The sequence below is a fragment of the Kosakonia sp. H02 genome, from assembly GCA_030704225.1.
Taxonomy (GTDB): Bacteria; Pseudomonadota; Gammaproteobacteria; order Enterobacterales; family Enterobacteriaceae; genus Kosakonia.
On the sequence record CP131915.1, the window covers coordinates 2,404,625 to 2,416,905 of the forward strand.

General features: G+C 52.0%; 16 protein-coding genes. 7 read left to right on the forward strand and 9 right to left on the reverse strand.

Annotated elements, in window-relative coordinates; translation table 11 throughout:
* Nucleotides 1-66 precede the first annotated feature (66 nt).
* From Q5705_11400 to epmA, 3 genes are all read right to left on the reverse strand, one after another.
* Nucleotides 67-381, reverse strand: coding sequence for a YjeO family protein (locus Q5705_11400; protein WLI75207.1), 315 nt, complete (start codon nucleotides 379-381; stop codon nucleotides 67-69).
* On the reverse strand, nucleotides 382-1,095 hold the full coding sequence (locus Q5705_11405) for a hypothetical protein (protein WLI75208.1): 714 nt from the start codon (nucleotides 1,093-1,095) through the stop codon (nucleotides 382-384). It lies immediately after the preceding gene.
* Between the two features lie 228 nt (nucleotides 1,096-1,323).
* A complete protein-coding gene (epmA, locus tag Q5705_11410) occupies nucleotides 1,324-2,301 on the reverse strand; it encodes an elongation factor P--(R)-beta-lysine ligase (GenBank protein ID WLI75209.1) in 978 nt (325 codons plus the stop codon).
* Between the two features lie 308 nt (nucleotides 2,302-2,609).
* On the opposite strand from epmA, the gene frdA reads away from it, so the two are divergent.
* From frdA to Q5705_11435, 5 genes are all read left to right on the forward strand, one after another.
* A complete protein-coding gene (gene frdA, locus Q5705_11415; GenBank protein ID WLI75210.1) occupies nucleotides 2,610-4,400 on the forward strand; it encodes a fumarate reductase (quinol) flavoprotein subunit in 1,791 nt (596 codons plus the stop codon).
* Nucleotides 4,393-5,127, forward strand: a complete 735-nt coding sequence (locus Q5705_11420; protein ID WLI75211.1) for a succinate dehydrogenase/fumarate reductase iron-sulfur subunit — start codon at nucleotides 4,393-4,395, stop codon at nucleotides 5,125-5,127. Before frdA ends, Q5705_11420 begins: the two co-directional genes overlap by 8 nt.
* Nucleotides 5,128-5,137: 10 nt before the next feature.
* On the forward strand, nucleotides 5,138-5,533 hold the full coding sequence (frdC, locus tag Q5705_11425; protein WLI75212.1) for a fumarate reductase subunit FrdC: 396 nt from the start codon (nucleotides 5,138-5,140) through the stop codon (nucleotides 5,531-5,533).
* Between the two features lie 10 nt (nucleotides 5,534-5,543).
* Nucleotides 5,544-5,903 carry a fumarate reductase subunit FrdD gene (gene frdD / locus Q5705_11430; GenBank protein ID WLI75213.1) on the forward strand — a complete coding sequence of 120 codons (360 nt, stop codon included), beginning with the start codon at nucleotides 5,544-5,546 and terminating at the stop codon, nucleotides 5,901-5,903.
* Between the two features lie 84 nt (nucleotides 5,904-5,987).
* A complete protein-coding gene (locus Q5705_11435) occupies nucleotides 5,988-6,518 on the forward strand; it encodes a lipocalin family protein (GenBank protein WLI75214.1) in 531 nt (176 codons plus the stop codon).
* Here the strand turns inward: Q5705_11435 and sugE are convergent.
* Nucleotides 6,515-6,832, reverse strand: a complete 318-nt coding sequence (gene sugE / locus Q5705_11440) for a quaternary ammonium compound efflux SMR transporter SugE (protein WLI75215.1) — start codon at nucleotides 6,830-6,832, stop codon at nucleotides 6,515-6,517. The genes Q5705_11435 and sugE overlap by 4 nt on opposite strands.
* Nucleotides 6,833-7,097: 265 nt before the next feature.
* Between sugE and Q5705_11445 the strand changes: the two genes are divergently transcribed.
* Nucleotides 7,098-7,694, forward strand: coding sequence for a LuxR C-terminal-related transcriptional regulator (locus Q5705_11445; GenBank protein WLI75216.1), 597 nt, complete (start codon nucleotides 7,098-7,100; stop codon nucleotides 7,692-7,694).
* A 29-nt stretch (nucleotides 7,695-7,723) separates the two neighbouring features.
* Here the strand turns inward: Q5705_11445 and ecnB are convergent, their stop codons facing one another.
* From ecnB to efp, 3 genes are all read right to left on the reverse strand, one after another.
* Nucleotides 7,724-7,870: a lipoprotein toxin entericidin B gene (ecnB, locus tag Q5705_11450; protein WLI75217.1), complete on the reverse strand. Its 147-nt coding sequence runs from the start codon at nucleotides 7,868-7,870 to the stop codon at nucleotides 7,724-7,726.
* A 107-nt stretch (nucleotides 7,871-7,977) separates the two neighbouring features.
* Nucleotides 7,978-8,109, reverse strand: coding sequence for an entericidin A/B family lipoprotein (locus Q5705_11455; GenBank protein WLI75218.1), 132 nt, complete (start codon nucleotides 8,107-8,109; stop codon nucleotides 7,978-7,980).
* 57 nt (nucleotides 8,110-8,166) lie between these two features.
* Nucleotides 8,167-8,733 carry an elongation factor P gene (efp, locus tag Q5705_11460; protein WLI75219.1) on the reverse strand — a complete coding sequence of 189 codons (567 nt, stop codon included), beginning with the start codon at nucleotides 8,731-8,733 and terminating at the stop codon, nucleotides 8,167-8,169.
* A gap of 41 nt (nucleotides 8,734-8,774) precedes the next feature.
* Between efp and epmB the strand changes: the two genes are divergently transcribed.
* Nucleotides 8,775-9,803, forward strand: coding sequence for an EF-P beta-lysylation protein EpmB (epmB, locus tag Q5705_11465; protein ID WLI75220.1), 1,029 nt, complete (start codon nucleotides 8,775-8,777; stop codon nucleotides 9,801-9,803).
* An 85-nt stretch (nucleotides 9,804-9,888) separates the two neighbouring features.
* Here the strand turns inward: epmB and Q5705_11470 are convergent, their stop codons facing one another.
* Nucleotides 9,889-11,526, reverse strand: coding sequence for a methyl-accepting chemotaxis protein (locus Q5705_11470; GenBank protein ID WLI75221.1), 1,638 nt, complete (start codon nucleotides 11,524-11,526; stop codon nucleotides 9,889-9,891).
* Between the two features lie 334 nt (nucleotides 11,527-11,860).
* Entirely contained in the window at nucleotides 11,861-12,214 is a 354-nt protein-coding gene (locus tag Q5705_11475) for a DUF4156 domain-containing protein (GenBank protein ID WLI75222.1), read from the reverse strand.
* Nucleotides 12,215-12,281: the final 67 nt, after the last annotated feature.

The window sequence follows — 12,281 nt, forward strand, 5'->3', positions numbered from 1 at the left end:
GGCCTACGGAGTTTCGGGTTTGTGGGTTTTCAGGCCGGGTAAGGCGTAGCCGCCACCCGGCAATGATTACAAGCACAACTTATAGCGCAAGAAAAAACGCCACAACCAAAAAGCAAAAACGGAGAGGAAGATCAGATACAGGAACCAATGGTGCTTTTTTTTCCAGATAAGCAGATAAATGAACGGGAAAAAAAGCGGGATCGTAATAACTATACCTACATCCCGGATGTCATCGCTTTCGATATAGGTAATTAAATCGCATATATTTTTTATGCCGTCGCCATCAATAAACCACTCTTTATCCTGCATTGAAAAGAGCGAGATAAGTAGAATACTGAGCCAGAACCAGACAAAACCCAGTGTAAATCCCCTCCAGCGCATCTAGTTTCCTCGCATGATTTTCATGAGACTGTCTTTCTTTTCAATAATTCGACGACCATATTCGCTGTATGCTCTTGCAGGTGTACCAGGCTGAGACTGGAATGAATCGATAAAATCATTTTTATCTCTGCCAATACCGCGGTTATATCTTGAACCGGCCAATATTATCTGCTCATCCGTCAGATTGATAGTATCGCCTCCCGGATTGTCATGAAGAATAAGATCCCGAAGATGGAATGCGACGATCCTGATGTTGAAGCGACTATCAAGCAAGCATTGCGAAAGCTTGTATTGTTGAAAGGAAGTGAGTGTTTCCGGTCTGATACCTATCGTTTGAGCCGCGGCTCGGAGCTGTATTGCAATCGAACCAACAGAAGTGGAGTTGGAATATTTATTGTCGGTTTTCCTCATAATGGTTTCTAATAATTGCCTAAATTGTAATACGCCGACACTCTTAAAGCGTTCAGGAGTACCACCAACTTCGGATACCGCAACGCCTGCAAGCAGTAACTCAGGAATTTGAGCTTCTCTGGCAAACTGCTGAATCATCCCTCTGTGATGGATGAGCCACGCCGTTTTATATAGCCACAGATACGCCGTTCCGGTGTTGTAATTCCAGTTAGTAGGGAGGGCATACCACCGGAAGAAATCAAAACCATCCCAGTGCGGGAATCCATGTTTATCAACCTTACAAAATAATAATGAATCATCCATGATTATTCCTTATTCATTAACGGAAACGATATTAAAAACCTCAGCGAAATGCTAATAACGGTGAAAGATAAATGCCGTGATATATATCGAGAAAGCATTTTATTTAAATAGTCATGGATGTTACGGAGAGAAAAAAGAATAACTTAAAAGAATTTTTATATAGGAATAATACAAGAAGAGTTAATTGTTCAGGGGCGCAATGTTATGTGCCCCTATTTATAAAAACAATTACGCCCTGTCGACGGTAAACGCCATCACCTCTGCCAGGCTTTCGGCCTGCAACGCCAGCATCACCAGGCGATCGACACCCAGCGCGACACCGGAGCAATCCGGCAGGCCGGCTTTTAGCGCTTCCAGTAAATTGACATCCACCGACTGCTGCGGCAATCCGCGCGCGGCGCGCTTGCGGTTATCCTGATCGAAACGCTGCTGCTGCTCGCGGGCATCGGTCAGTTCGTGGAACCCATTCGCCAGTTCGATGCCTTTAAAATAGACCTCAAAACGCTCGGCCACGCGGTGATCTTCGGTACTGATCTGCGCCAGCGCCGCCTGGCTTGCCGGGAAGTGATAGACAAATGCAGGACGCTCTTTACCAATCTGCGGCTCCACACCCATGGTGAACAGCAGTTGCAGCAGGGTGTCCCGGTCTTCTTCGGTATCGGCGATATTGCTCAGATCGAGCTTCGCCGCCACTTCGCGCAGTTGGGTTTTATCCGCAGAAAGGGGATCGACTTCCAGATAGCGCTGAAACGCTTGCTGATAAGAGAGGGATTCCGCCGCCGGGCATTCCAGCACCTGCTGGAGTAAATCATCCACCTCATTCATCAAACGGTACATGTCATAGTGCGGACGATACCATTCGAGCATGGTGAATTCAGGGTTGTGATGACGCCCCATCTCTTCATTACGAAAGCTGCGGCAAAGCTGGAATACCGGGCCGCAACCTGCGGCCAGCAGGCGTTTCATATGGTATTCCGGGCTGGTCATCAGATAGAGATTGATACCCTGAGAATGGCCGGGGCCAACAAAACGGGTTTCGAACGGGACCAGATGCACATCGGTCACCGTCGCCTGGCTCATACAGGGCGTTTCCACCTCCAGTACGCCACGATCGGCAAAGAAGCGACGGATTTCCGCCATAATTGCCGCGCGTTTTAATAAATTGGGGATGGATGCGCTCGGCTGCCAGGTTGCCGTCTCGCTCATGGTACGTTCTCCGATTTGAAACAAGGGCACGAAGTCTACCCGCATCGATCCCCTGAGACAAATTTTGCTCAAAAAATTTTCATTTACGCTGGCTATAAATAAAGGGGGAAACATTTTGTGGTGATATCGATCAAGATTGCTGCTGCATAACGGGAGAGAACAGCAAAAAAATCGAACACATCAAATTTCCCCGAGATCTCTACGGTTATACTGCCCCTTACCCAAAAAGGAGCAGTGGAACACTTCCGCAACTACCTTGAGCGCTTCAGGCTTATCGTTGCGGAACAACAATAATCTGGAGGAATGTCGTGCAAACCTTTCAAGCCGATATCGCTGTGATTGGCGCAGGCGGAGCAGGATTACGTACCGCGATCGCCGCGGCGCAAGCCCATCCCAACGCCAAAATCGCATTGATTTCAAAAGTCTATCCCATGCGCAGCCACACGGTTGCCGCTGAAGGTGGTTCCGCCGCCGTCGCCCAGGATCATGACAGCTTTGAGTACCATTTCCACGATACCGTCGCCGGGGGTGACTGGTTGTGCGAACAGGATGTCGTTGATTATTTTGTACATCATTGCCCGACAGAGATGACCCAGCTCGAACAGTGGGGTTGTCCGTGGAGCCGCCGCCCGGATGGCAGCGTCAATGTGCGCCGCTTCGGCGGGATGAAAATCGAACGCACCTGGTTCGCCGCCGATAAAACCGGCTTCCACATGCTGCATACCCTGTTTCAAACCTCCCTTCAGTTCCCGCAAATCCAGCGTTTTGACGAGCATTTTGTGCTCGATATTCTGGTGGATGACAACCATGCCCGCGGCCTGGTCGCCATGAATATGATGGAAGGCACGCTGGTGCAGATCCGTGCCAATGCGGTGGTGATGGCAACGGGCGGCGCGGGTCGCGTTTACCGTTACAACACCAATGGCGGAATCGTGACCGGCGACGGCATGGGCATGGCGCTGGCGCATGGTGTTCCGCTGCGCGATATGGAGTTTGTGCAGTACCATCCTACCGGCCTGCCCGGTTCCGGCATCCTGATGACCGAAGGCTGTCGCGGCGAAGGCGGGATCCTCGTCAACAAAGACGGCTACCGTTATTTGCAAGATTACGGCATGGGGCCGGAAACGCCGCTCGGCGAGCCGAAAAACAAATATATGGAACTCGGCCCGCGCGACAAAGTGTCACAGGCGTTCTGGCATGAATGGCGTAAAGGCAACACCATCTCCACGCCGCGCGGCGATGTGGTGTATCTCGATCTGCGCCATCTTGGCGAGAAAAAGATCAAAGAGCGCTTGCCGTTTATCTGTGAACTGGCGAAAGCCTATGTCGGTGTTGATCCGATCAAAGAACCGATCCCGGTTCGCCCAACCGCGCACTACACCATGGGCGGTATTGAGACCGATCAAAACTGCGAATCCCGTATTACCGGGCTGTTCGCGGTGGGCGAATGTTCGTCTGTCGGCCTGCACGGCGCCAACCGACTCGGCTCCAACTCGCTGGCGGAACTGGTGGTCTTTGGTCGCCTTGCCGGTGAACGCGCATTCGAACGTTCGGCAACAGCAAGCCAGGCGAACGACGACGCGCTGAACGCGCAGGCGGCGGACGTCGAACAGCGTCTGAAAGCGCTGGTTAATCAGAACGGCACGGAAAGCTGGGCGAAAATCCGCGATGAGATGGGCGAATCGATGGAAGAAGGCTGCGGCATTTACCGTACGCCGGAATTAATGCAGAAAACTGTCGATAAGCTGGCCGAGTTGCAGGAGCGCTTTAAACGCGTGCGCATTACCGATACTTCCAGCGTCTTCAATACCGATGTGCTCTACACCATTGAGCTGGGACACGGCCTGAACGTTGCCGAATGTATGGCGCACTCTGCGCTGGCGCGTAAAGAGTCTCGTGGTGCCCATCAGCGCCTGGATGAAGGCTGTACCGAGCGCGATGACGTTAACTTCCTCAAACACACGCTGGCTTTCCGCGATGCAGACGGCGCAACCCGTCTGGAATACAGCGATGTGAAGATCACCACGCTGCCACCGGCGAAACGCGTTTATGGCGCGGAAGCCGAGTCGGGCGAGAAGAAGGAGACGAACAATGGCTGAGATGAACAATCTGAAAGTCGAGGTGGTGCGTTACAACCCGGAAGTAGACGATGCCCCGCACAGCGCCTTTTATGATGTGCCGTACGATGAAGCCACGTCACTGCTCGACGCCCTGAACTACATCAAAGACAACCTTGCACCGGATCTGAGCTACCGCTGGTCGTGCCGTATGGCGATTTGCGGTTCCTGCGGCATGATGGTCAACAAAGTGCCGAAACTGGCCTGTAAAACCTTTTTGCGCGACTACACAAAAGGGTTGAAAGTCGAGGCGCTGGCTAACTTCCCGATTGAGCGCGATTTGGTGGTCGATATGACCCACTTTATCGAAAGCCTCGAAGCGATTAAGCCTTATATCATCGGCAATACGCGCACGCCGGATCAGGGTCCAGGGAAACAGACCCCGGCGCAAATGGCGAAGTATCACCAGTTTTCCGGCTGTATCAACTGCGGTCTCTGTTATGCCGCCTGCCCGCAATTCGGTTTGAATCCAGAGTTTATCGGCCCGGCAGCCATTACGCTGGCGCATCGCTATAACCTGGATAGCCGCGACAACGGTAAGAAAGAGCGCATGGGGCAACTCAACAGCCAGAACGGCGTGTGGAGCTGTACGTTTGTCGGTTACTGCTCGGAAGTCTGTCCGAAGCATGTCGATCCGGCTGCTGCCATTCAGCAGGGCAAGATAGAGAGCTCGAAAGACTTTCTTATCGCCACCCTGAAACCACGCTAAGGAGTGCATTATGACGACTAAACGCAAAGCCTGGGTTCGTCCCGTGCCGTCAACCTGGTGGAAAACCCTGCCGTTTTATCGCTTCTATATGCTGCGTGAAGGAACGGCGGTGCCCGCCGTCTGGTTTAGCCTTGAGCTGATCTACGGCCTTTTTGCACTCAAAAATGGCCCGGAAAGCTGGGCCGGGTTTGTGGTTTTTCTGCAAAACCCGGTGGTGCTTATCTTAAACCTGGTAGCGTTGGCGGCAGCGTTGCTGCACACCAAAACCTGGTTTGATCTGGCACCGAAAGCATCGCTCATCATTGTGAAAGACGAAAAATTGGGGCCAGAGCCGGTTGTCAGAGGGCTGTGGGTGGTAACTGCCGTGGTCACGGTGGTTGTCTTATTTATCGCCCTGTTCTGGTAAGGAGGCCATTGTGATTAACCCGAATCCAAAACGTTCCGATGAACCCATGTTCTGGGGGTTGTTTGGCGCAGGCGGTATGTGGAGCGCCATTTTCGCACCGGTGATGATTCTGCTGGTGGGCTTATTGTTACCGCTGGGGTTCTTCCCGGGCGACGCACTGAGCTATGAACGCGTGCTGGCATTTGCGCAAACCTTTATCGGCCGTGCTTTTCTCTTTTTAATGATTGTGTTGCCGGTGTGGTGCGGTTTGCACCGTATTCACCACATGATGCATGACTTAAAAATTCATGTGCCCAGCGGTAAATGGGTGTTCTATGGCCTCGCGGCGATCCTGACCATTGTTACTCTGGTAGGGGTCATTACCCTTTGATACCTGTCGCTCTCCTGCGCAAGTGGGAGAGCAAATTTCCCGCCAGCTTCTACACTTACGTAAAAGTCTGGAAGGAAAATCACCATGCGTTTGCTGCCTATTCTTGCCACAGTTGCCGCTGCGTTTTTGGTCTCTGCCTGTAGCACCCCCACTCCCCCTGACGGCGTTACCGTCGTACAGAATTTCAATACGCAACGCTATCTGGGTAAATGGTACGAAATCGCCCGCTTTGATCACCGTTTCGAGCGCGGACTGGAAAGAGTTACCGCGACTTATAGCCTGCGCGACGATGGCGGTTTAACGGTTATTAACCGCGGCTATAACCCGGCGCGCGGGAAATGGCAGCAATCTATCGGCAAGGCCTATTTCACCGGCAGCCCGAGCACCGCCGCGCTGAAAGTCTCGTTCTTTGGCCCATTTTATGGCGGCTATAACATCATCGCGCTGGATGATCAGTACCGTTACGCGTTGATCTGCGGGCCAGATCGCGACTACCTGTGGATCCTCTCTCGCACGCCAACCATTCCGGCTGAGGTGAAACAGAAAATGCTGGCAGAAGCGACCCGGCAAGGTTTCGCCGTGGAAAAACTGCTATGGATTGATCAGCCCCATTAGTGGGCGCTGAGCTTTAAGCCAATAATCCCGGCGACAATCAGGCACAGGCTGAAAATACGCGGCAGGCTTGCGGATTCGCCCAATAATACAATCCCGGCGATAGCTGCGCCAACGGCACCGATACCGGTCCAGATGGCGTACGCGGTGCCGACGGGTAGCGTTTTCATCGCCCATGACAGCAGCACTACACTTGCGATCATTGCGGTAACGGTGATGACACTTGGGGTTAAACGGGTAAATCCGTGGGTATATTTCAGGCCGATGGCCCAGACCACTTCCAGAAGACCGGCAATTAACAGAATTAACCAGGACATGATTGGCTCCAGAGCGGGGCCGTCCCCGAAAAAAGATGCGCGCTGGCGGGTCGTCCCGACAGGCATTTGCAGAAGGTCAGATCCTGCCCTCTCCGGTTCACTATTTCAACATTTTTGTTCTTACTCATTTTTGGTGGGTTAAAGCAAGAAATAGCCACTCTTAGCAGCGGAATTCACTCATTTATTCATCATATTAACCCCCTATGATGAATCGCTTTCCTGAAAACGGGAAGTTGTGCGCCACACTCTGACTGCGAAGAAAAATATGTTCAAGATGCTCGTGATTGACCGCTGTTACTTCACCCGCTCAGGGATGGAATCCTGGCTCAATCAAACGGATATGTTCCCCGCCACATTTCTCGTGACTGCTTTGCATAATCTAATGCTGGCGAAAGAACATATTGTGCAGTGGCAACCGGATCTGGTGATTATCGATCTGCACAGTTTCAAGGACGAAATACATCATATTCAACAGCTTGCCTCGCTGTTTTCAGTGTGCGGCGAATCCGTCCAGGTGATGTTGCTGGAATCCGGTGAAGATCCGCTACTCAGCGAGTTTTATACGCAATTTCCTATTCAGGCGATTGTGCAGAAAACGGCGTCGCTGGAAGAAGTGGCGCAGGCCGTTGATGCCATGGTTCAGGCGCGACCTGTTCGCACCCTGCCACGGGTCGCCGCGCCGCTGCTGACACGGCAGGAAGAAAAAGTATTAACCCTGTGGATGGAAGGCAGAAACAATGCGGCCATTGCCACCAAGCTGTGTATCAACGGGAAGACGGTTTACACCTATAAACGGAATATCAGGATGAAACTGGGGATGGGAAACCGCTTTACGCCATTTTTATCATTACCGGAAAACTAACGGTACGGCGCAGGCCGTACCGGCAGTCATCACTGTTGCGCTTTAGTTGCAGCGCCAGAAATTGCGCTGCCGCCATCAGAAATATCTTCGCCAACACCACGGGTGGTGTTGCACGCCGTCAGAACGGATGAAAGAACCAGTACAGAAAAGATCGCAGCAATTGTTTTCTTAACCATAATATCTTCCTTTTGCAGTCAATATTGTTTGTGTATAGCGACTTAAGCATAGACAAATTCGCGGAAAGTAAGCGGCAAAATTGCTTTTTTTAGGAAGAGTGGAAATTTTAGCTGGCGGCGTGGGAGATAATATGGCCGAGAGTTTGGACATCTTCGCCAATACCGCGTGCGGTATTACAGCCCGATAATAGCGCGCAGCCGATAAGTATGAGAGTGAGGCGTTTCGTAAGAGGTTTCATCATCCGTGCCTGTGAAAGCCATCGGCGCAACAGGGCGCTGCGCCGATGTCGTGAGCATTACTTCACGCGAGATACGTATTCGCCGGAGCGAGTATCTACTTTAATCACTTCACCGATCTGCACGAACAGCGGAACTTTAACCACTGCGCCGGTGCTCAGGGTTGCCGGTTTGCCGCCGGTACCTGCGGTGTCGCCTTTCAGGCCTGGATCGGTTTCGATGATTTCCAGTTCAACGAAGTTCGGCGGCGTTACGGAAATCGGCTGGCCGTTCCACAGCGTTACGATGCACTCAGCCTGATCCAGCAGCCATTTTTCGCTGTCGCCAATCGCTTTTTTGTCAGCAGACAATTGCTCGAACGTTTCGTTGTTCATGAAGTGCCAGAACTCACCGTCGTTGTAGAGGTAAGTCAGGTTCATATCGACAACGTCCGCGCCTTCAGCAGAGTCAGTAGACTTGAAGGTTTTCTCTACGCGGGTACCGGTCAGCAAACGACGCAGCTTAACGCGCGCGAAAGCCTGGCCTTTCCCCGGTTTCACGAATTCGCTGGCTTCAACCGCGTACGGTTCGCCGTCCATCATGATTTTAAGACCGGCACGAAAATCGTTGCTATAGTAAGTCGCCATAAGGCCCTCTGAAATTGTTAACTGGTAGCTTAGCCAAAAAAATGGCACACATTGTAACCCTAAAAACCCCTTCCAGAGAAGATTGGTTATTGCAACTTGCCGATGTAATCACCGATCCCGATGAACTTCTGCGTGTTTTAAATATAGACCTTGATAAACACCTGCTCGCCGGGCGTGATGCAAAACGGCTTTTTGCCCTGCGCGTGCCGCGTGCATTTGTTGCGCGTATGCGCAAAGGCGATCCGAACGATCCGCTGTTGCGTCAGGTACTTACCTCATCTGAAGAGTTCATTTACACACCGGGTTACAGCACCGATCCGCTGGAAGAACAGAGCAGCGTGGTACCCGGCTTGCTGCATAAATATCGCAACCGCGCGCTGCTGTTAGTAAAAGGCGGTTGTGCGGTAAATTGCCGCTACTGTTTCCGTCGCCATTTCCCCTATGCCGATAACCAGGGCAATAAACGTAACTGGCAAGGCGCGCTGGACTATATCGCCGCGCACCCGGAGCTGGATGAAATCATCTTTTCCGGCGGCGACCCGCTGATGGCCAAAGATCACGAACTGGACTGGCTGTTAGCACAACTGGAAGCTATCAAGCACATTAAACGGCTACGCATCCACAGCCGCCTGCCGATTGTCATTCCGGCGCGTATCACCGACACGTTGAGCGCGCGTTTCGCCCGCGCTTCCCTGCAAATCTTGCTGGTGAATCACATCAACCATGCGCAAGAAATAGGTGAGGATTTCCGTGCAGCGATGGCGCAGTTGCGCCAGGCCGGGGTGACCTTACTGAACCAGAGCGTATTGCTGCGCGGGGTGAATGATAATGCGCAAACGCTGGCGGATTTGAGCAATGCGTTATTCGACGCAGGCGTCATGCCCTATTACCTGCACGTGCTGGATAAAGTCCAGGGAGCGGCGCATTTTATGGTGAGTGATGACGAAGCACGCGAGATTATGCGCGAGCTGCTGACGTTGGTATCGGGGTATATGGTGCCAAAACTGGCGCGGGAAATTGGCGGAGAGCCAAGTAAAACGCCGCTGGATTTGCAACTGCGCCAGCGCTAAAAAAAGCACGGCCACGAAGCACACCGCGTGGCCGTGAAAACCCGGAGCCTGCAAGCGGGTCAATCAACAGGCTCCGTGCGAAAACTTAAAACGTTTCCCACCCTTCATTTCCGGTGCTGGCAACGGCCAGACGCGGGCGACGCGCGACCGATGCGGCGGTACTTGCGCGCACTGGCTGCTGGCCCGGCAGACTGAACACATCCACCAGTTGCTGCAACGTCGTCGCCTGCTCTTCAAGGCTACCCGCGGCGGCAGAAGACTCCTGAACCAGCGCGGCGTTCTGCTGCGTGGTGGTATCCATTTCCGACATGGCCTGGGCAATCTGCGCGATACCCCGGTTTTGCTCGTCGGAAGCCGCTGCGATCTCCTGCATCAAATCTTTCACCTGCATCACAGAGTGAACGATACCGCTCATGGTTTCACCGGCGAGGTCAACCTGGCGGGAACCCTCTTCGACAAAATTCACCGATTCGTTAATCAGCCCTTCAATCTCTTTCGCCGCCTGCGCGCTGCGCTGGGCTAAGGAACGCACTTCCCCGGCAACCACCGCAAATCCGCGCCCCTGATCGCCTGCTCGTGCGGCTTCCACTGCGGCGTTAAGCGCCAGGATGTTAGTCTGGAAAGCAATGCCGTTAATCACCGAAGTTATTTCGGAAATACGTTTGGAGCTTGCCATAATGTCTTTCATGCGATTCACGGCAACGCCGACGACTGAACCACCCTGTGCGGCGGTATCCGAGGCGGTGATCGCAAGCTGGCTGGCCTGATGAGCGTTTTCCGCGTTCTGTTTAACCGTCGAGCTTAACTCCTCCATGCTGGCGGCCGTTTCCACTACCGCAGCAGATTGTTGTTCGGTACGCGCCGAGAGTTCATTGTTACCGAGCGCAATCTCATTGGCTGCCGTATTAACGGAGCCGGAAGCGGCACGCACCATTTTCAGCGATTCCGCAACCCGCCCGACCAACTGGTTAAAGGCGGTCACCGCGCGACCGATTTCATCCATCCGTCCTGTCGGCAGTGTACGCGTCAGATCCAGTTTTTCACTGATATTCTCCATGCCATCTCTCATGTCATTAAGGCGACGCTTGATATTAAGCACGGTAATCAGGCCAAACACACCAAGAATAAGGGTCGCGGCAAGTGTTGCGCTCAGCGATAAAATAATCGACCTGGAAATAGAATTGGCGTTATTTTCGACCGCTTTATTTACCAGTTGCGTGTTATAGGCGACTTGTTCGGAAAAATCATTAATTAACAGCGAAATGTTACTGGCAACCAGTCCCCCTTTCATCATGGTTTTGATAATGGCAGCCCGATCGTTACTTTCCGAGATTTTAAAATACTCGCCCATTACCACACGAAATTTATCTAAATCGTCCAGCGTCTTATTCGACAGCTCCCGATCTTGTTGATCAGAAACGAGCTCTTTAAGGTAATCCTGGTGCATGGCGTATAAATCGTCATACAATTTCAGTGCATTTTGTTTTATTTCTGCCATTCCTTCGGCATCGTCCGTCAGCCCATGCAGAAAGAGCTGCCCGCGTACGGAAAGCACCTTCAGCATCTCTTTATTCATCCTGTCAAGGCTGGGTAACGTGTTTTCCTGAAAATTAGCCTGCGAATCACCCAGTTTTGATAAAGAAAATATCGCAATAAGGTTAGTGCCGATGAGGCTTAAAATCAGTAACGAGAAAGCCAGTAACAATCTCTTGGTAATATTCATTAGTAACTCCCGACACCATCATGCATACAATTATATTTTCGTTGCACAATCCCTCGCGTTATGTCCTGAGGTCACTATCGGCAAGCTGTAATATTACTTTAGACGTACTTTATATTTTTTAGAAAAAATATATTCAGAAGCTGTGAAAATAATCACATTAAGAGAAAGCTTAAGAAAACTTAATATTCAGCGCAGCCTCAGAGTAATTAGCAGGAGAATTATAATTCTGCTTACGCTTTATTAAATAAAAAAGTAATTTAACTGCGTAATAAATGTAGGGGGATTTGATGATAGCGCCGCGCCCGCCAATACAGGCGGGGCAGCACAAGGATGATCAGTTAGGACACTTGTAAACCTGAGCGTTCATTTCGCTGGCGGTCGGCACGAAGCTGGACACGAAACCTTGCGTCGGGCTGCTCACGTTGTAAAGCACATTGCCCCCCATTGCTGCGGCCTGGTTGCGCAATGCATTTGCCGCGCCGCGCAGGGAGCCGCCCTCTTCACCGTGTTGCCCGGAGAGCCAGTTACTCTGTTTGCCCGTTGCGGTGCCAAGGTACTGGCACTGCGCATCCGGTTTGTCCTGAACAAAGCGTACATTCTGCCCACCGGCGGTCAGTTCATTGCTGCTGGTGCAGCCTGCAAGCAGCAACGTTGCGCCAATCATCCCCGCTAAATATTTTACCGACATGTTATTCCCCATAATCAATGAGCTGGACGCAGATAGTCCGTGTCCAAACCTTATACTAAAAAGTTGA